Source organism: Lysinibacillus sp. NPDC056959, assembly GCF_042674095.1.
Lineage (GTDB): Bacteria > Bacillota > Bacilli > Bacillales_A > Planococcaceae > Lysinibacillus > Lysinibacillus zambalensis.
Genome location: NZ_JBHURE010000037.1, coordinates 1 through 19,532, shown reverse-complemented (window position 1 = coordinate 19,532; position 19,532 = coordinate 1). Strand labels below are relative to the sequence as shown.

At 37.4% G+C, this 19,532-nt stretch carries 20 protein-coding genes, 1 tRNA gene, 1 other RNA gene and 1 other annotated feature (1 of these 23 running past the window's edge); of the genes, 17 read left to right on the top strand and 5 right to left on the bottom strand.

The features are described 5' to 3' along the window. Nucleotides 1-57: a binding site (T-box leader), on the top strand (it extends 167 nt beyond the left edge of the window). A 70-nt stretch (nt 58-127) separates the two neighbouring features. Next, nucleotides 128-1,408, top strand: coding sequence for a serine--tRNA ligase (gene serS, locus ACFTQ7_RS23505; protein ID WP_386831580.1), 1,281 nt, complete (start codon nt 128-130; stop codon nt 1,406-1,408). A gap of 79 nt (nt 1,409-1,487) precedes the next feature. Here serS and tadA read toward each other — a convergent pair whose 3' ends face one another. Then, nucleotides 1,488-2,006 (bottom strand): tRNA adenosine(34) deaminase TadA, encoded by a 519-nt coding sequence (gene tadA / locus ACFTQ7_RS23500; protein ID WP_386831579.1) that lies wholly within the window; start codon nt 2,004-2,006, stop codon nt 1,488-1,490. 184 nt (nt 2,007-2,190) lie between these two features. Between tadA and ACFTQ7_RS23495 the strand changes: the two genes are divergently transcribed. The 10 genes from ACFTQ7_RS23495 (at nt 2,191) to ACFTQ7_RS23445 (ending at nt 10,797) form a co-directional block, all read left to right on the top strand. Then, nucleotides 2,191-2,526, top strand: a complete 336-nt coding sequence (locus ACFTQ7_RS23495) for an ArsR/SmtB family transcription factor (protein WP_079564051.1) — start codon at nt 2,191-2,193, stop codon at nt 2,524-2,526. Nucleotides 2,527-2,546: 20 nt separating this feature from the next. Then, complete coding sequence (locus ACFTQ7_RS23490; RefSeq protein WP_386831576.1) at nt 2,547-3,494, top strand: cation diffusion facilitator family transporter; 948 nt, start codon at nt 2,547-2,549, stop codon at nt 3,492-3,494. 82 nt (nt 3,495-3,576) lie between these two features. Next, a complete protein-coding gene (locus ACFTQ7_RS23485; protein ID WP_068986808.1) occupies nt 3,577-3,909 on the top strand; it encodes a metal-sensitive transcriptional regulator in 333 nt (110 codons plus the stop codon). Nucleotides 3,910-4,131: 222 nt separating this feature from the next. After that, nucleotides 4,132-4,338: a copper chaperone CopZ gene (gene copZ / locus ACFTQ7_RS23480; protein ID WP_349662217.1), complete on the top strand. Its 207-nt coding sequence runs from the start codon at nt 4,132-4,134 to the stop codon at nt 4,336-4,338. An 81-nt stretch (nt 4,339-4,419) separates the two neighbouring features. Further along, complete coding sequence (locus tag ACFTQ7_RS23475) at nt 4,420-6,831, top strand: heavy metal translocating P-type ATPase (RefSeq protein WP_386831574.1); 2,412 nt, start codon at nt 4,420-4,422, stop codon at nt 6,829-6,831. Nucleotides 6,832-7,010: 179 nt separating this feature from the next. Next, nucleotides 7,011-7,649 carry a deoxynucleoside kinase gene (locus tag ACFTQ7_RS23470; RefSeq protein ID WP_349662215.1) on the top strand — a complete coding sequence of 213 codons (639 nt, stop codon included), beginning with the start codon at nt 7,011-7,013 and terminating at the stop codon, nt 7,647-7,649. Further along, the gene (locus tag ACFTQ7_RS23465) at nt 7,646-8,314 is read left to right on the top strand and encodes a deoxynucleoside kinase (RefSeq protein WP_349662214.1); all 669 of its coding nucleotides are present in this window, start codon (nt 7,646-7,648) and stop codon (nt 8,312-8,314) included. The genes ACFTQ7_RS23470 and ACFTQ7_RS23465 overlap by 4 nt, the downstream gene beginning before the upstream one ends. A 175-nt stretch (nt 8,315-8,489) precedes the next feature. Continuing rightward, nucleotides 8,490-9,017, top strand: coding sequence for an LOG family protein (locus ACFTQ7_RS23460; protein ID WP_386831571.1), 528 nt, complete (start codon nt 8,490-8,492; stop codon nt 9,015-9,017). Nucleotides 9,018-9,120: 103 nt separating this feature from the next. Further along, nucleotides 9,121-10,029 carry a methyl-accepting chemotaxis protein gene (locus ACFTQ7_RS24900; RefSeq protein ID WP_483869443.1) on the top strand — a complete coding sequence of 303 codons (909 nt, stop codon included), beginning with the start codon at nt 9,121-9,123 and terminating at the stop codon, nt 10,027-10,029. Nucleotides 10,030-10,176: 147 nt separating this feature from the next. Next, nucleotides 10,177-10,797 carry an RraA family protein gene (locus ACFTQ7_RS23445; RefSeq protein WP_386831569.1) on the top strand — a complete coding sequence of 207 codons (621 nt, stop codon included), beginning with the start codon at nt 10,177-10,179 and terminating at the stop codon, nt 10,795-10,797. Nucleotides 10,798-10,845: 48 nt separating this feature from the next. Here the strand turns inward: ACFTQ7_RS23445 and ACFTQ7_RS23440 are convergent, their stop codons facing one another. The 4 genes from ACFTQ7_RS23440 to ACFTQ7_RS23425 form a co-directional block, all read right to left on the bottom strand. Further along, nucleotides 10,846-12,120, bottom strand: coding sequence for a cation:dicarboxylate symporter family transporter (locus tag ACFTQ7_RS23440; RefSeq protein WP_386831567.1), 1,275 nt, complete (start codon nt 12,118-12,120; stop codon nt 10,846-10,848). Nucleotides 12,121-12,210: 90 nt separating this feature from the next. Further along, nucleotides 12,211-13,089, bottom strand: coding sequence for a response regulator (locus tag ACFTQ7_RS23435; RefSeq protein ID WP_349662210.1), 879 nt, complete (start codon nt 13,087-13,089; stop codon nt 12,211-12,213). Then, nucleotides 13,090-14,352 (bottom strand): ATP-binding protein, encoded by a 1,263-nt coding sequence (locus ACFTQ7_RS23430; RefSeq protein ID WP_386831565.1) that lies wholly within the window; start codon nt 14,350-14,352, stop codon nt 13,090-13,092. A gap of 430 nt (nt 14,353-14,782) precedes the next feature. Then, nucleotides 14,783-14,875: transfer RNA gene (locus tag ACFTQ7_RS23425), tRNA-Ser, on the bottom strand. A gap of 345 nt (nt 14,876-15,220) precedes the next feature. On the opposite strand from ACFTQ7_RS23425, the gene ffs reads away from it, so the two are divergent. From ffs to ACFTQ7_RS23395, 6 genes are all read left to right on the top strand, one after another. Then, nucleotides 15,221-15,488, top strand: an RNA gene (gene ffs / locus ACFTQ7_RS23420) — signal recognition particle sRNA large type. Nucleotides 15,489-15,802: 314 nt separating this feature from the next. Next, nucleotides 15,803-17,590: a DNA polymerase III subunit gamma/tau gene (gene dnaX / locus ACFTQ7_RS23415; RefSeq protein WP_386831563.1), complete on the top strand. Its 1,788-nt coding sequence runs from the start codon at nt 15,803-15,805 to the stop codon at nt 17,588-17,590. Between the two features lie 21 nt (nt 17,591-17,611). Continuing rightward, complete coding sequence (locus ACFTQ7_RS23410) at nt 17,612-17,926, top strand: YbaB/EbfC family nucleoid-associated protein (protein ID WP_386831561.1); 315 nt, start codon at nt 17,612-17,614, stop codon at nt 17,924-17,926. A gap of 11 nt (nt 17,927-17,937) precedes the next feature. Further along, the gene (gene recR / locus ACFTQ7_RS23405; protein WP_349662207.1) at nt 17,938-18,534 is read left to right on the top strand and encodes a recombination mediator RecR; all 597 of its coding nucleotides are present in this window, start codon (nt 17,938-17,940) and stop codon (nt 18,532-18,534) included. A 13-nt stretch (nt 18,535-18,547) separates the two neighbouring features. After that, nucleotides 18,548-18,763: a YaaL family protein gene (locus tag ACFTQ7_RS23400; RefSeq protein ID WP_349662206.1), complete on the top strand. Its 216-nt coding sequence runs from the start codon at nt 18,548-18,550 to the stop codon at nt 18,761-18,763. Between the two features lie 193 nt (nt 18,764-18,956). Further along, nucleotides 18,957-19,229, top strand: a complete 273-nt coding sequence (locus ACFTQ7_RS23395; protein ID WP_349662205.1) for a pro-sigmaK processing inhibitor BofA family protein — start codon at nt 18,957-18,959, stop codon at nt 19,227-19,229. Nucleotides 19,230-19,532 lie beyond the last annotated feature (303 nt).

Sequence of the window (19,532 nt, the reverse complement as noted above, 5' to 3'; positions counted from 1 at the left end):
AAAGTACAATGTGTCTAGTCAATTAGGGTGGCAACGCGGGTAGCTCTCGTCCCTTTTGGGGATGAGGGCTTTTTTGTGTTCCCACTGACTATTTTCCCATCATTAATAATCTACTGGAGGTATGACGATGTTAGATATTAAACGCGTGCGCGACAATTTCGCGGAAATTAAAGAAATGCTATTAACACGTAATGAGGATTTAGGAAACTTAGACGATTTTGAACAATTGGATGCAAAGCGTCGTGAATTAATTGCAAAAACAGAAGAGCTTAAAGCTGAGCGCAATAAAGTATCTGAGCAAATTTCTATTATGAAGCGTAATAAGGAAAATGCTGATGAAGTTATTGCACGTATGCGTCAGGTTGGCGATGAAATTAAAGAACTAGATGTCCAATTAAATGATGTAGAAGATCGCTTTAAAGATATGATGATGCGTTTACCAAACGTTCCACATGAATCTGTACCAGTCGGCACAACAGAGGATGATAATGTTGAGGAATATACTTGGGGTGATGTACCAACATTTGATTTTGACATTAAAGCACATTGGGATATCGCTACGGACTTACAAATTGTAGACTTTGAACGTGGTGCAAAAGTGACGGGTAGTCGTTTCTTATTCTATCGTGGCCTTGGTGCTCGTTTAGAACGTGCATTAATGACGTTTATGATGGACTTACATGCTGAAGAGCATGGCTATGAAGAAATGCTACCACCTGTAATTGTCAATCGTGATAGCTTAACAGGTACAGGGCAACTACCTAAATTTGAAGAAGATGTCTTTAAATTGGATGACACAGATTATTTCATGATTCCAACAGCAGAAGTACCTGTGACAAACTTCTATCGTGATGAAATTTTACCAGGTGAAGCATTACCACAGGGCTTTGCGGCATACAGTGCTTGCTTCCGTTCAGAGGCGGGTTCTGCGGGACGCGATACGCGTGGTTTAATTCGCCAACATCAATTCAACAAAGTAGAATTAGTACGCTTTGTTAAACCGGAGGAATCTTATGAACAGTTAGAACTATTAACAGGTCATGCTGAAAAAGTACTGCAATTATTAGGGTTACCATACCGCAAACTAAAAATGTGTACAGCTGATTTAGGTTTTACTGCAGCGAAAAAGTACGATTTAGAAGTTTGGATTCCAGCGCAAAATATGTACCGTGAAATTTCTTCATGCTCTAACTTTGAAGATTTCCAAGCACGTCGAGCAAATATTCGCTTCCGTCGTGAGCCAAATGCAAAACCAGAGTATGTACACACATTAAACGGCTCAGGTCTTGCAATCGGCCGTACAGTAGCAGCAATCTTAGAAAACTATCAACAAGCCGATGGAAGCGTAGTGATTCCTGAAGTATTAAGACCATATATGGGCGGAAAAGAAGTAATTGCTCCAAAGTAATCGGAGTCAAGAAATGAAAAAACTACTGTTGAAATTTCAACAGTAGTTTTTCTTTTTAACCCGTAGCGTGAATTTTTTATTAAAATTTTTCATTTTCAACAATTAGAGCTTGTCGCGCTTTTTTCTCGGCCTTTTTTCGTTCGCGTAATGCTCGGAAAAAATCGGTTAAGATTTGTCCACATTCCTCAGCTAAAATTCCTTCTGTTACTTCACATTCATGGTTAAAGCGTGCATCGTTTAATAAACGATAGAGTGAATCTACACAACCAGCTTTTATATCTCTTGCACCATATACAACACGTGGCACACGGGATTGTAAAATGGCACCTGCACACATAGGGCAAGGTTCAAGCGTCACATAGAGTGTTGTTTTTTCAAGACGCCAGCTACCTATTTTTTTACAAGCTTCTTGAATGACCATTAGTTCAGCGTGCGTCGTCGCGTTTTGTGTTGTTTCTCGTAAATTATGAGCACGTGCAATAATCTCTCCATCGTAGACAAGCACAGCTCCTATCGGTACTTCCCAAAGTAAAGCTGCTTTCTTAGCTTCTTCCAGTGCACCGTTCATAAACAATCGGTCTGTTTCAAAAATATCCACTATGATCTCTCCTTATCATTTAGTGTATCCTGCTTAATTGACAATTGCTACTGTCAATTAAGTCTCGGCAACATCTCCTCCGTATTATGTGAGAAGTTAAAACGTTGACATATTCAAAACAACCATCTATATTTATATATGAACACATGCTCATATATAAATATAAAAGTTAGGGGTAAGCTAAATGGACGAAAAATTACAAAATACAGAGGTTCATAATAACAAAGAACAACATTTAGACGAAGAGACACTATTCGTCGTGTCTCAAACATTTAAAGCTTTAAGTGATCCGACAAGAATTCGCATTTTGAATTTATTATGTACGGATGAGCATTCAGTCAACGACATCGCTGAAATTTTAGATTTAGGCCAATCAACAGTTTCACATCAGTTACGTTTTTTGAAAAATTTACGGTTAGTGAAATATAGAAGGGAAGGCACAACCTTATATTATTCAAAAGATGATGATCACATTATGAATTTGTTAATGCAAGCTATTGAGCATGCTACACATAACTAGAACTAATGGAGGGATAAGAAATGGGACATAATCATGATCACAGCCATGACCATACACATGGCGCAAATAAAAAGGTGTTAATCTTATCATTTATTATTATTACGAGTTATATGGTTGTTGAAGCGATTGGTGGCTATTTAACAAATAGTTTGGCTCTTTTATCCGATGCAGGACATATGTTAAGTGATTCAATTTCATTAGCAATAGCTTTACTTGCTTTTATATTTGGAGAAAAGGCTGCTAGCTATAGTAAAACATACGGTTATAAACGATTTGAAATTTTAGCAGCGGTATTAAATGGTGTGACTTTAATTTTAATTGCTTTATTCATTTTCTATGAGGCAATAGAACGTTTTGCCAATCCACCAGAAGTAGCAACAACAGGCATGCTAGTTATTAGTACAATCGGTCTTTTGATAAATATTTTAGTAGCATGGATTATGATGCGTGGCAGTGATACAAAAGATAATTTAAATATGCGTGGAGCTTATTTACACGTATTAAGCGATATGCTTGGATCTGTAGGGGCCATCGTTGCCGCACTGTTAATAATGTTTTTTGGCTGGGGCTGGGCTGATCCACTTGCGAGTGTTATTGTTGCAGCATTAGTATTAAGAAGCGGCTACTATGTAACGAAGGCTGCTGTCCATGTTCTCATGGAAGGCACACCTTCAAACGTTGACGTTGAAGAAATCGTACAAACTATTGTACAAACAAATGGCGTTCATAGCATTCATGATTTACACATTTGGACAATAACAAGTGGAACAAATGCACTTTCTTGTCATGCTGTTGTCGATGATCAGCTAAAAATTGCGGATGGTGAGCATATATTACGGGAAATTGAACATAATCTTGAGCATAAGGGCATAAAGCATGTAACGATTCAGTTGGAAACACTGGCACATAAGCATGATCAATCAATTTTATGTACAATAGAAACTGAGCAGTCGAATCATCATCATTAATAAAAAAATTATTTAGTTCTTTTTACACTTTGCATACCCTTCGTGGGTATAGTATGATGAGTGTGAGTAGGAGGTGTATTGTATGGAGGATATAGTGAAAAAGGATGTTTGTCATACAGAGGAAGGTATGTCGTGTCGAAAAAGTCATCATCCTGAACGCGTAAAAAAAGATTTAACGACTCGTTTAAATCGAATCGAAGGTCAAATCCGAGGCATTAAAGGGATGATTGACAAAGATGTTTACTGCGATGATATTATTACGCAACTGTCTGCCACACAGTCTGCTTTAAATAGTGTAGCAAAAATATTATTAGAAGGTCATTTAAAGGGATGTGTAGTAGATCGCCTATCAGAAGGTGATGAAGCAGTGTTAGATGAATTAGTAGTGACCATTCAAAAATTAATGAAGAAGTAAAAGTTTTTTCAGGCGTGTTGATTAGGAAACTATAGGTTTATCATTAACTGATAAAAGGATTTTTTTGTTGATATTTTGCTAATGTATGTGCATTTTACCCGTAGCGGAAATCAGAGCCTTCAAAATAATTAAAGTGGATAAAAATGGTTAATCAACACACTCGATTTTTTTTAATAAATATATACCCCTATATAGTACCTAAATTAAAAGGAGAGATATTTTATGCAAAATGTAACATTAAACGTACAAGGAATGTCATGTGGACATTGTGTAAACTCAGTGGAAAAAAGTGTTGGAGCTTTAGCAGGCGTTGAACAAGTAAAAGTAAACTTAGCTGATGGTTTAGTAGAAGTAGCATTTGATGAAACACAAGTATCTCTAGACCAAATTAAAGAAACAATCGACGATCAAGGCTATGACGTTAAATAATATAAATAGGGTGCTCAAGTAGCACTCTATTATTTTCAATTACACATACCCCTAGTTGGTATGTAGGGAGGAGAAATGATCATGAGTTCAGAATTAAAGGAAGCGAATTTGCAAATTACAGGTATGACATGTGCAGCCTGTGCAACTCGAATAGAAAAAGGTTTAAATAAAATGGATGGTGTAGAACAAGCGACGGTTAATTTAGCGCTTGAAAAATCGTCCATTAAATATGATCCGACAAAACTAAATGAAGAAGACTTTGAAAAGAAAATTGAAGCACTTGGTTATGGTGTCGTTAAACAAAAAACTGAATTCGATATAACAGGCATGACATGTGCAGCCTGCGCTACACGGATAGAAAAGGGTTTAAATAAACTAGCAGGTGTATCCTCTGCGAACGTAAACTTAGCGCTCGAAAAAGCAACTATAGAGTTTAACCCATCTGAGGTGACGATTGCAGATATTATTGCGAAGGTTGAAAAATTAGGATATGAAGCGCATCAAAAAGCAGATGAGCAAGAGACAGTAGATCATCGAGAACAGGCCATCAAGCAACAGCAGCAAAAATTTATTTTCTCGGCCATTCTTTCATTACCATTACTTTGGACGATGGTAGGACACTTTTCATTTACATCATTTTTATATGTTCCTGAATTTTTAATGAATCCGTGGGTACAAATGGTGTTGGCCACTCCCGTTCAATTTATCATTGGGAAGCAATTTTATGTTGGGGCATACAAAGCTTTACGCAATAGTAGTGCCAATATGGATGTACTTGTAGTGATGGGTACCTCTGCAGCGTATTTTTATAGTTTATATCAAGCCATTATTACTACGGGGTCACATCATGCCCCTCATCTATATTTTGAAACGAGTGCCGTATTAATTACTTTAATTTTATTAGGTAAATTATTTGAGGCAAAAGCGAAGGGCCGCTCTTCTGAAGCAATCAAAAAGTTAATGGGCCTTCAGGCAAAAACGGCCATCGTTGTTCGTGAAGGTGTAGAAAAAGAAGTACCATTAGAAGAAGTAGTCATTGGCGACATTATTTTAGTGAAACCTGGTGAAAAAATTCCTGTCGATGGTGAAGTGTTAGAAGGAACAACAGCTGTCGATGAATCGATGTTAACGGGAGAAAGTTTACCTGTTGATAAAAAGCAAGGCGATTTATTATTTGGTTCCACTATTAATAAAAATGGTTTTATTAGAATGACGGCAACTAAAGTTGGTCGCGATACAGCCTTAGCTCAAATTATTAAAGTTGTAGAAGATGCACAAGGCTCAAAAGCACCGATACAACGCTTAGCAGACCAAATTTCAGGTATTTTTGTACCAATAGTTGTTGGTATTGCGATTGTAGCGTTTCTAATCTGGATTATTTGGGTGCGACCTGGTGAATTTACACCTGCACTAGAAGTATTAATTGCAGTACTTGTTATCGCTTGTCCATGTGCGCTTGGATTAGCAACGCCAACATCGATTATGGCGGGCTCTGGCCGTGCGGCGGAATTTGGTATTTTATTTAAAGGTGGAGAGCATTTAGAGCAAACACAAAGCATCGATACAGTAGTTGTTGATAAAACAGGTACAGTGACACACGGCAAACCTGTATTAACGGATGTTGTATTAGCGGCGAATCAAGACGAGGCACAATTTTTATCGTTAATTGGCGCAGCAGAGAAGCAATCCGAGCATCCGTTAGCAGAAGCAATTGTTCAAGGAATTACTGATCGCGGAATTGACCTAGGAGATGTTCAATTTTTTGAAGCAATACCAGGTTACGGTGTGCAAGCGACTGTATCTGGTCAAGGGGTTGTTATCGGTACTCGTAAATTGATGCAACAATACGGTATTCATATTGATGATATTCTACCAACAATGGAGCATTTAGAGGAAAATGGTAAAACTGCTATGTTAGCTGCGATTAACGGTCAGTATGCTGGTCTAGTAGCAGTTGCTGATACAGTGAAAGATACTTCAAAAGAAGCGGTTAGTCGTTTACAAGAAATGGGTATTACTGTCATTATGATGACTGGTGATAATGAACGTACAGCACAGGCAATCGGAGCAGAAGTTGGTGTGAATCATGTGATTGCTGAAGTTCTTCCGGAAGGCAAAGCAGATGAAGTGAAAAAACTGCAAGTTCAAGGTAAAAAAGTGGCGATGGTTGGGGATGGCATTAATGATGCACCGGCACTTGCGACAGCTAATATTGGGATGGCGATCGGTACCGGTACGGACGTAGCTATGGAAGCAGCGGATATTACACTAATTCGAGGCGATTTAAACAGTATCGCGGATGCTATCATAATGAGTCGTAAAACAATGCGCAACATTAAACAAAACTTATTCTGGGCATTTGCTTACAATACATTAGGTATTCCAATTGCCGCAGTCGGTTTACTAGCTCCTTGGGTAGCAGGTGCAGCAATGGCGTTTAGTTCAGTATCTGTTGTATTAAATGCACTGCGTTTACAGCGAGTTAAATTATAAGGTTAAAAATAGATCCACAATAGTGGGTCTATTTTTTTGTCGCCTATTTTATAGAGAAATAGTTTGATTCTGTCTTTCATTTTCTCTCTATGATACAATGAAAAGCACTGATTATAAAAAAACCTCGAAGACGAGGTAATTGATGATAGAATCCATAGAACATAAAGGAGGAGCTTCTGGTGACGGTTCCATTTGTTACGGTAGAAGGTCCGATTGGTGTTGGTAAAACCTCTTTATCGAAAGAGATTGCGGCGGCATTTAATTACCATCTATTAAAAGAAATAGTAGACGAAAACCCTTTTCTAAATAAGTTTTATGAAAACATTGAGGAATGGAGCTTCCAAACGGAAATGTTCTTCCTATGTAATCGCTATAAACAATTATCGGATATAAAAAGTTTCCGTTTAACGCATGATAAACCTGTTGTAGCGGACTACCATATTTTTAAAAATTTAATATTTGCAAAGCGTACATTGGCATCAACTGAGTATGATAAATACGAGAAAATTTATAAAATATTAACGAAAGATATGCCTGTACCTAATGTAGTTGTTTATTTACATGCAAGTGTTGATACGTTGATGAAACGTATTGCGATGCGTGGTCGTGAATTTGAAAAAATGATTTCGCGAGATTACATGGAGCAACTGGTGGCAGATTATCATTCTTTTATCGAGCATTTTGAGAAAATGCATCCTGAAATTCCTATTATTCGATTTAATGGTGATCAGCTTGATTTCGTAAAAAATCCAAATGATTTGACACATGTTTTACAAACAATAAAGGACACGTTACAACAAAGGAGTTTGCAACAATGAATTTGAGAGAGAAATACGATATTCCACCACAAACGGTCATTACAATCGCTGGTACGGTTGGTGTAGGGAAATCAACGATGACAAAAGCGTTGGCAGAGGCGCTAAATTTTCGTACCTCTTTTGAAAAGGTGGATACGAATCCATATTTAGATAAATTTTATGAGGACTTTGAAAAATGGAGCTTCCATTTACAAGTGTATTTTTTAGCTGAGCGTTTTAAGGAGCAGAAGCGAATCTTTGAATATGGCGGCGGGTTTATTCAAGATCGCTCAATCTACGAAGATACAGGGATTTTTGCGAAGATGCACTATGACAAAGGTACAATGAGTCCAACAGATTATGAGACGTATACAAATTTATTTGATGCGATGGTGATGACACCATACTTCCCTCATCCAGATTTACTTGTTTATCTAGAGGGGCCAATTGATGATGTAATTGGTCGTATCCAAGAGCGTGGACGTTCAATGGAGCAACAAACACCGCATGATTACTGGATTGAAATGCATGATCGCTATGAGAACTGGATTAATAATTTTAATTCATGCCCGGTTCTACGTTTAGATATTAATGATTATGATTTATTAAAAAATCCTGAAGCGATTGAATCAATTGTGAGCCGTATCAGTCATATGTTAAAACAAACAAGTCATTTACGTAAATAAAAGGTTTGGCTAAAGCTTATATTTCTACAATAGGAAGATAAATTTTTGTCCTGGCCGAAAGCGATTCGCCGGGCAGAAACAGCAATTGAAGAAAATAAATGATCAAAAGACGTGAGACAATATGTAGCTATTGTGTCACGTCTTTTGGTTAGGAGGGATTGTTATAAGAATAGCAGTGTATTGTGGTTCAGGCTTAGGCATAAATCCAATTTATGCAGAGAGGGCAGCCGAATTAGGGACTGTATTAGCTCAAAATGGTCATGGTGTTGTTTATGGTGGTTCGAAAATAGGACTGATGGGAAAAATAGCAGATGCAGTATTAGAAGCTGGCGGAGAGGTTATAGGCGTGATGCCAACTCATTTGCAGAAGCGGGAAATAGCACATGCCTCGTTAACAGAAATTCATTTTGTGGAGTCTATGCATGTACGTAAAGCCAAAATGGTAGAGTTAGCAGATGCTTTTATAGCTTTACCAGGTGGTGGTGGAACAATGGATGAATATTTTGAGGTATTTACGTGGGCACAAATAGGATTACATGAAAAGCCTGTAATCCTATATAATGTAAATAGCTTTTATGATGCGATTTTACAACACTTTCAGAAAATGCTTGAGGAAGGTTTTATACGAACAGAACAACAGCCACTTATTCGTGTAGCTACTACGGCGGAGGAAGTATTAAGTTTATTAAAAAAACATGGGTAATATACCCATGTTTTTTCTCAATAAATAATCTGTATAAATATTTTTGTTAGGCTCATTACTATAAAAATTTTAGTTCGCTAATACAATGAAAGAGGTGTAGGTTATGCAGGCAATAGATACAAAAGTTACCGATGATCAAGTAGTGTTGGCAATTGAACGAAATATAGCCATTATCCGTTTTGATATGGACCATAAAGTTGCTTATGTAAATGAACTTTTTGCTAAAACATTAGGCTATAAAGTTGAAGAAATGATAGGAAAAGATCATAAGGATTTTTGTTTACCGGAATTTGCAAATAGTAAAGAATACGGGAAGTTTTGGCGAAACTTAGTTGCTGGTAATAGCTATCAGGATAAAATCGAAAGAATGGATGCAAGAGGTAATAGAATTTGGCTTGAGGCTACTTATATGCCTGTCTTTGCTAATAATTCAAGAAGGGTGATTGGCGTATCGAAAATTGCAACAAATATTACTGAACGTCAAAATGAAATTGTTAGTGTAGCTGATACATTAAAGGTCATGTCTAAAGAGCTTCATGGCCGTTCGGAGGCTGGTATTCAAAATAACGAGGATTTACTGGAAACAGTGAAAGAGGTTTCACAAGAGTCTGCCGATAATGTGAGAAATCTTGCGCAGCTACAGAAGCAAGCTGAATCTATTAAAGGAATTGTGAAAACCATTCAAGAAATTGCTTCTCAGACAAACTTACTTGCACTAAATGCAGCTATTGAAGCAGCAAGAGCTGGTGAGTATGGCCGAGGCTTTGATGTTGTAGCAAAAGAGGTTAGAAAACTTTCTGTAAGGGTGGAGCAATCTATTTCAGAAGTAAAAGATAATGTTGAGGGCATTGAGCGAGAGATAGGACAAGTCACTGAGAGTATCACGCGTATAGCCGAAAAAGTTGAAAAAACAAATGGTCAAATTAATGTAACAACGAATGATTTTGCTGAAATCGCTACTGCTGCAGAGGCGTTGGATGAACAATCTAGGCATTTTATCAAAATAATTTAACTTCTTTCTACAAATGTCTTTTATACCATAAGTACCCCTTCAATTGTTTTATTTACATAATTTTCTGATATATATATTGAAATAGTGTATGAGTTTTATTTACAATAATTGTGTAAGCTTTCATAAATCATAATAGGGGTGTTATGGATGACAAAGGTGGAAGTAAGTTTTAAGCATGTGCCAACGACTGCAGTTTCAGATGCGACAGGGGGACATACGAATTTACGTAGTGCTATTAAACCGTTAGCAGATCATTATAAAATTGCTGGCCGTGCGGTAACAGTGCGTTTACCAGATGGCGAAAATGGTGCAGTATTAGAAGCAATCCGAGCTGCTAAAGAGGGAGATATATTAGTAATCGATGCTAAAGGGAATACCAATCGTGCAGTTGCCGGTGATTTTGTTCTTTCGTTGGCGAAGGGTATTGGTGTACAGGGCCTTGTCGTTGATGGTGTTATTCGTGATATCGCAGCAATTCGCGAGCTGGACTTTCCTGTGTTTTCAATTGGCACAACGGTAGCAGCTGGCTATAAAAATGGTGGTGGGGAAGTAAATGTTCCTATTGCTATTGGGGGCGTTTCTGTTCGTCCTGGTGATTATATTATTGGGGATGTGGACGGTGTCGTTGTCGTGCCACAGGAAGATGCAGAGCGTATTATTGCAGCTGCTGAGGTAAAGATTGAAAAAGATGAAATACGTGCACAAGAGGCGCATACAAATGGAAAAGAATCTATTATTGCTTATTTAGATAAAGTTCTAACAAAATAAAAAAAACCTCACGATGCCATCCGTACATCGTGAGGTTTTTTTTGATCTTTATGCTAAATTTTCATTTTCTTTAAAGTAATTTTTCATTTTGTCTGTATCGAAACGGCCTTCCCATTTCGCCATAACTAATGACGCAAGTGAGTTACCAATTACGTTAACGACTGTACGTCCCATATCAAGAATACGGTCGATACCTGCGATGAATGCTAAACCTTCAACTGGAATGCCGACAGTACCTAGAGTTGCTAGAAGTACAACGAAAGATACTCCTGGAACACCTGCAATCCCTTTAGATGTAACCATTAATACAAGCATTAACGTAATTTGTTCACCAATGCTTAGGTGAATACCGTACATTTGAGCAATAAATAATGCAGCAATAGCTTGATACAGTGTAGAACCATCTAAGTTAAAGGAGTAACCTGTTGGAATAACAAAGGATACGATATCCTTTGGAGCACCTAGTTTCTCCATTTTCATCATAACTCGTGGTAATACAGCCTCAGAACTTGCCGTTGAGAACGCTAAAATTAGCTCATCTTTTAGTACTTTAATTAAGAAGAAAATATTGATACCCGTGAATTTTGCCACAAGACCAAGAACGATAAAGATAAAGAATAGCATTGTTGCATAAACAAGTATAGCAAGTTTGCCAAGTGGTATTAGTGAAGCGAATCCATATTTGGAAACGGTTACACCAATTAAACCAAATACTCCAAGTGGAGCGAATTTCATTACGAGGTTCGTTACCCAGAACATAGCATCTGCTACCCCTTGGAAGAAGTCTAATACTGGTTTACCTCGATCGCCAACGGCAGCTACCCCTAAACCAAAAATAACTGAGAAGAAGATGATAGCAAGCATATCGCCTTCACCCATTGACTGAATGATATTTGTTGGTACAATGCCTACAATAATATCAAATGGTCCTTCATGCTGTACTTCTTCTGTAGTAGCAACGTATTTCGAAATATCTCCTTGAGAAAGTTCGTTCATGTTTAGACCTGCGCCTGGTTGGAACAAGTTTGCAGATAGTAAACCAACTACAATTGCTACTGTTGTAATAACTTCAAAGTAAATAAGTGATTTACCACCTAATCGTCCGAGCTGTTTCATATCTCCAGTTCCAGCAACACCAACGATTAATGTTGAAATAATAATCGGTACAACAATCATTTTAATTAGATGAAGGAAAATATCACCTAAAGGTTGTAAATATGTTTCAATTTTGGGGTTTCCGTAAAAGATACCGCCAACAATGATCCCTAAAATCAAACCGACTAAAATTTGAGTGGCTAAACTGATTCTAAATTTCTTCTTCAAAACTTTAGTACCCCCTAATATTAAGTTTTTAGGACTTGCCTTATTTTAATAATACAGAGGACTTATGGAATCCGACAAAATCCGAGAAAATTAATTTACTTTTGTTAAAATGTCTGAATATAACACCTGAATAAACTTCTTAATATTAACTTTTGCTTTACGATTTTCGTGATCTTCTATCTGAGTCATAAGCTGACGAATTTCTTTAAAGTCAAAGTATCGAGGTGCATAATATTCAAATTCCGAGTTCGTATAATCTACGACACCTAAATTGGCGAGATTTATCATCGCTGCTAATATAGTACGGCGCACACGCTGTTCAATGGCTTTACTTTCTTTCAAAATTTCATCTGGTGTAGCCTTTGTGACAGCTGCAATTTCCTCATAAAGCTCCTTTAATGGAGGTAGTGGTGCAATTTTGTGCTGATGAGCAAGCAATGTTTCGATGATAGCTATAATATCTTCGCTTCCGATTTCACCAACGATACCCATATCATTTAAGATAGATTGAATATGATCACGTGACGTTGCTTTATGATTTATTTGTTCACTTAGATCAATATTTGTAAGTGATTGGCGAATTATAAGCAATGAGTTTTTTAGGCGGAATTGTTCAGTTGTTTTACGTAAAACATTTTCAACCTCAATACGGTTTATTGGCTTATGAATAAAGAAATCAATACCTTGCTCATAGGCCTCACCTACCATCTCCTTATTCACTACCTGAGAAATCATAACAAATTGTCCCTCAAAACGATTTTGAATAAGTTGCTCGACTGTTGCTATTCCATCAAGCTTAGGCATAAGCAAATCAATCAGTACAAACTCTGGCTGTGTCATTAAAATTTGTGGGATAGCGTCCTCACCATTGCGTGCTTCACCAATTACTGTACCTAAACCACTATCTTCAATAATTTGTTTTAACATGACCCGACTTGCTCGATCATCATCTACAATAAAATACCTCATTTAAGTCTCTCCTGTTTGAATAGTTTGCGTAGGAATTTTAATTTTAAACATCGTGTTTTGATTGTTTGAATCAACGGATATTGAACCATTCAATTTATTTACTAATTCAACAACGTGTGAAAGCCCAATACCTGTTGCTGCGACACCGTCTACATTGTATTTTGTAGTGTATCCAGGTTCAAAAATAATAGAGAGATTACTGTGTGGAATTCCCTTCCCATTATCACATACTGTGATTACAGTATCATCCTGTTGCTGCTGAATGGCAATAGAAATGATACCTTGATTCTCAATTGCTTCAATAGCATTAGCTGTTAAATTATTCAAAAGCGCAAGCAAAGCAATATGTTCTTTCGTTTGAAAATCGATATCAATATTTATTATAAACTCAATTTCTTTCTTTAAAAATTCTGCGTATTTACTGTTGCCATCTTCGATAAAATGTAATAATTCTGATAATCTGAGTGAGTCAAAGCTCTTGTCACCAACAATTTTAGAAATACCTGCATAAATGCGTTGTGAATCCTTCTTTACTTCATGAATTTCCTGGGCAATATGGAGTGCCTGTAAACTTTCCGCACGATAGCCTAGCGATTTTAATTGTCGATATAAATCAAATCCACTAGCTGTAATTGCTTCTATATGGTTCATAGATTTTTTTAAATAAAGTGTCTCAACATATAAATCTGAGCCGATTGTAAGCATTTCCTGAACCCGTTTTTTTTGCTCAGCAATTAAAATGGAACTATAAATACCAACAACAAAAAAGCTACGTAATAAAGCAACTGCTAAAAGTATAAGTAAATCAGGGAGGAGTAAAAAAGTATAAGAATTTATAATAAAGTGAAATAGTTGTTCCACTAAATTACTGAATACTTCACTAAACGCAACTAGTAATCCAAGCAATAGTGGTTTTTCTCTATATTGATGAATACTTAGAATTTGTAGGCATACTGCGAACGATATATAAAATGTAGCAGCAGGTAAATGTATTAGTAAACTATCGACTAATGGAACATCATGTAAAGAGTAATTAATGATAACTCGGAAAATGGTTGTTACGATGCTTGTAGTAAATCCAGCCAAAATGATTGGTGTAGGTCTAAGTAAAGTGCATAAAAAGAAAATGATGCTTCCTAATCCGAAACGAAAAGTTGTATTCGAGAAAGGCATTATTTTAATCTCACTACCGACAGCAGTTAACAGTGCAATTGTGAAAATCCAAGTGAGGGAAGCACGATATATGTAAAATTTCGAATGCATAAAAAATCCTCCCAATATTAACAGAGCAGTATAGCAAAGAAAAGAAATGCTAAAGAACTCGTTTGCGTGTTAGAAATAAAAGTAATTGTACCACTACTTTTGACGTTGTGTTTGCCAGAATGCGACTTTGAGATGAAAGGGGTATAGATATTTAACTTCTTTCAGAGGGTGTCCAAACATCCACTGAGATAGAGGAACTTGTTCTAAGAACGCCACGTCCTGTGACATTTCCGAAATGACCGACATCTTGTCGGACCTAAGTACAAAGCCGATTGTGGACGCAATTATGCTGAGGCATAATGAATCGGTTATAAAATCGTAATTTACAATAAAAAATACCACACCCTAAGCGGAAGTGGCATCTAATAAGTGTTACATATAATTTTTAGGCAAAAAAAAACGGCTACATTCGTAGTCGGAATTTTAAAACTGGAGGAGGTAGAGGGATTCGAACCCCCGCGCGGTGTTACCCGCCTGTCGGTTTTCAAGACCGATCCCTTCAGCCAGACTTGGGTATACCTCCATGTTGTTCTGTTGCGTTGTCTCATCGACAAAAATAAATTTATCATATTTTAAAATTCTCGTCAACAGGTTTTTTGATTTTTTTTAACTTATTTCAGCGGGTGTCCAAACACCCGCTGAAATAGAGGAACTTAGTCTAAGAACGCCACGTCCTGTGGCATTACCGAAATGACCGACATCGTGTCGGCCCTCACGCAGATCTAAGCACAAAGCCAATTCCGGACGCAATTATGCCGAGGCATAATTGATTAATAATTTCTTTTTTACAGTACTGATAGAATATTCCACACAAATATTATGCGTATTAAGTTGCAATTTATGAAAACAGTCAGTATACTAGTTATTGCCGTGCTAGGTGGGAAGGTAGCGGTGTCCTGTAACTCGCAATCCGCTCTAGCGAGACTGAATTCCTTTTTCGAGGCTGTCCGTATTGTTTGGTCTGCCTTTTGCACGTAGTGTTGACGATTGGGTCCTGCGCAATGGATACCCATGAACCATGTCAGGTCCGGAAGGAAGCAGCATTAAGTGGTCTTATTCATGTGCCGCGGGGTTGCCTAATCTGAGCTAACGACAAGAGTAACGCTTATGTGCGGCTGTCGAAGAAAGGTGCACGGCATTAAATTGCCAATTCAAACGTATCCGTCCAAAAGGCGGATGCGTTTTTTTATTGTTTTTACAAGTTGTTTTTACTATTCATTAGATTCTTTAGACGGAGGGGCAGTTGCCAGAACGTTTAAAGAAGCTACAAATTGTACAAGGTGACGGGTGGGATGGGTACATAAGAAATGCATCAGCCTCACTTATAAGTAGAGCTGGTGAAAAACAATCGTCCTGAATTTTTAGAAAAACGATGACACTATTTTATAAATAATGAAGCAAATGCTATAATAGAACTATTCTATATAATGAAGAAGAGGAGAGGAAATCATTGACGTATCAAGCATTTTATCGTGTGTATCGACCACAATCATTTCGAGAAATGTCTGGTCAAGCACATGTCAAAAGAACGCTACAAAATGCTCTCCTAGCGAATAAAACAACGCATGCTTATTTATTTTCTGGCCCACGTGGTACCGGGAAAACAAGCACAGCTAAAATTTTTGCAAAGGCTTTAAACTGTGAGCAGGCACCATCAAATGAGCCTTGTAACGAATGTGCTACTTGTTTGAGTATTACAGAGGGTTCTCATCCAGATGTTATTGAATTTGACGCTGCGTCTAATTCACGCGTTGAAGAAATACGTGACATCATTGAGAAAGTTCGATTTGCTCCTGCTAGTAGCAGATATAAAGTGTATATCATTGATGAAGTGCATATGCTTTCTACCAGTGCTTTCAATGCACTTTTAAAGACATTAGAAGAACCACCTTCTCATGCTGTATTTATTTTAGCGACGACAGAGCCCCATAAATTGCCTGCAACGATCATTTCACGTTGTCAGCGCTTTGATTTTAAGCGTCTTTCAACCAATGATATTATTGACCGCATGAAAGTTGTATTAGAGGATATTGAGTTACCATTTGAGGAACAAGGTTTAAAGGTAATCGCACAATCAGCAGCTGGTGGTATGCGTGATGCTTTAAGTTTATTAGATCAGGTTGTATCTTTCAGCGGGGAAATGTTGAAGTTAGAGGACACATTGCTTGTAACAGGTTCTATTAGTCAGGAAGTTTTCTATGAATTAGCAGAAGCTCTAAAAGTAAAAGACGTCGCACAAATGCTTGCGTTATTAGAGCAGCTTATTGCGGATGGGAAAGATCCACTTCGTCTTTCAGAGGACCTGATTACATTTTTCCGTGACTTATTATTACTGCAAACGAGTGAGGATTTGGCTGAATTATTAGAGCTAGTATCACCAGAGGAGCGAGTATTTACATTAGCGCATGATTTTGCACCCGATCTACTATATGGCTACATTGATATTTTGGCGAAAACACAGCAAGAAATGCGGTTCTCCCACCATACAAAGATTTACTTGGAAACAGCGTTACTTAAAATGGTGCAATTTTCGGGAGGGGCAGTTGGTCAAACTACTACTTCAGGTGAGGTAGCTATGAGTCCTGAGCTCGCTCAAAAAATTGTGGCACTTGAGCAGATGGTGCAACAACTATCAGCCCAATTGCAAGCAGGTGCTTCTGTGCAAGCGACGCAAACGCCAAAAGAGCAACGTCCACGAGCAAAAAATCCAAATGGCTATAAGGCACCGACGGGTCGTATTCAAGAGGTGCTAAAGGATGCTACAAAGCAAGATGTGCAACGTATCAAATCAGTTTGGGCGCAGGCATTAAACCAAATGCAAAAATCTCAATCAGCTCTTTTAGCAGAGGCTGAACCTGTTGCGGCATCTTCAAGTGCTTTTGTGTTAAAATTCAAGTATGATATTCATTGTCAAATGGTTGCTGATAATCAAGCCCTAAAAGCTCAATTTACACAATTAATTGCAGGGCAAACAGGTACTATGTATGAGATGCTTTGTACACCTGATGATGCTTGGTTAAAATTACGTGAAGAGTTTATTCGTGATCATGGCTTACAGCAGCAGAAAAAGTCTCAGGATGAGAATGATCCTGAAGTAGAGTTATTAGAGCCGCCACCTGCAGAAATGGCGGATGGGCCATTTATCGACGATGCTCAACCACTTGCGTCACAAGATCCACTTGTGACGGAAGCAGAAAAGCTGTTTGGTAAAGATTTTATTGAAATTGTTGAAGACTAATCATTTAGGAGGAATATGTTTATGCGTGGAATGGGAAATATGCAAGGTATGATGAAAAAAATGCAAAAAATGCAAAAAGAAATGATGGAGGCTCAAGAGGCTTTAAATGCAGAGCAATTTGAAGGCACAGCTGGTGGCGGTATGGTAAAAGTAAGTGTAACTGGTCAACGTGAAATCGTAGAAGTAAATCTTGATCCATCAGTTGTAGATCCAGATGATATCGAAATGCTACAAGATTTAATCGTTGTTGCTGCAAATGAAGCGTTGAAAAAAGTAGATGAAAAAACGAATGCAACAATGGGTAAATTCACTCAGGGCATGAACCTTCCGTTCTAGGAGGTAAATAAATGTACTACCCAGAACCAATATCGAAACTGATTGATAGTTTTATGAAATTGCCAGGTATCGGGCCGAAAACCGCGGCCCGTCTGGCGTTTTTTGTATTAACAATGAAAGAGGATGACGTTTTATCTTTTTCGAAGTCATTAATTGATGCTAAACGAAATTTAAGCTACTGCTCCGTATGTGGCAACATAACTGATGTAGATCCATGCCATATTTGTACCGACAAACAACGAAATCATTCTATTATTTGTGTTGTTCAAGATACAAAAGATGTGATTGCAATGGAGAAGATGCGTGATTTCAATGGTATGTATCACGTATTACAGGGAGCTATTTCACCTATGGATGGTGTTGGTCCAGAGGATATTAATGTCGCTTCCCTGCTAGTTCGTTTGCAAGATGAGACTGTTCAGGAACTTATTTTAGCCACGAATTCGACTATTGAAGGCGAGGCAACAGCTATGTATATTTCTCGTCTAGTGAAGCCATCTGGTATTCGAACAACACGAATCGCTCATGGTCTACCAGTAGGTGGAGATTTAGAATATGCAGATGAAGTAACGTTATCGAAGGCAATGGAAGGTCGCCGAGAATTGTGAGTGAGGGATTAATATGTTCTTCCGCAGTAAGGGAAAATTAAAAAAAGAATTCGATGACAAGCTTGTGAGTCTTATAAAAGAAACAAAAGAGGATTTACAGCAAGCGAAGATAATTGAAGAACTAATAGATGATTATGATTTAGAAGCAATTGTTCAACGAAAAGTAGCGGAGAGTATACATTTTTATTTATTCAAGGAAGCTAGAATTCGGAGAGTATTAATTAAATAATAGTTTTTTAAAATTTCAGCGGGTGTCCAAACATCCGCTGAAATGCGTTAATGGGAACGGAATCGGAAATCAGTAAATGTTTTCTGTAGCGAAAGCAAAGAGACAGCTATAATTTTTCCGAGACATAATTGATATTCATAGAAGCAAAATAGGAAACATAAACTTTCATAATTATATTTAAGGGGGAAACCATATGTCGTGGTTAGTAATTATGAGTGTTGGTGTGCCTATAGTGCTTCTTTTTCTTTATATAATAATAAGACATGCCAAGATGGGTAAAATATTAGAAGGAATGTCTGTGTTTTGGTTTAGATTTGCTTTTGCCTTTCTACTATTATTTATTATTCACTTAGGAATAGGATATGCAGGCTATGAAGTGCCAATTAATCTATTCTCAGTGTTCACCATTGCAATATTAGGTATTCCGGGTGTACTAGGAATAACTGCGTTAATCTTTTTTTTATAAAACACTTGCAAAGAAAAAATATTGTGGTATAGTAATAAGAGTCGTTAAGATAACCGTTGTTAAACAAATAAATTTTAAATTAAATAATTTAGTTGTTGACATCGATTTCGAGACGTGATATTATATAAGAGTTGCTGTTGAAGAAACGGCGGCAAAATGAACCTTGAAAACTGAACAAGCAAAACGTAATCAATAAAGTTTTTAGTAACTAACCTTGAGTTGGTGAACGAAACAAAATTTTGGACATCAAACATGATGCCAGCAAAACAATTTGAGCTTATCAAATTTCTTTTTATGGAGAGT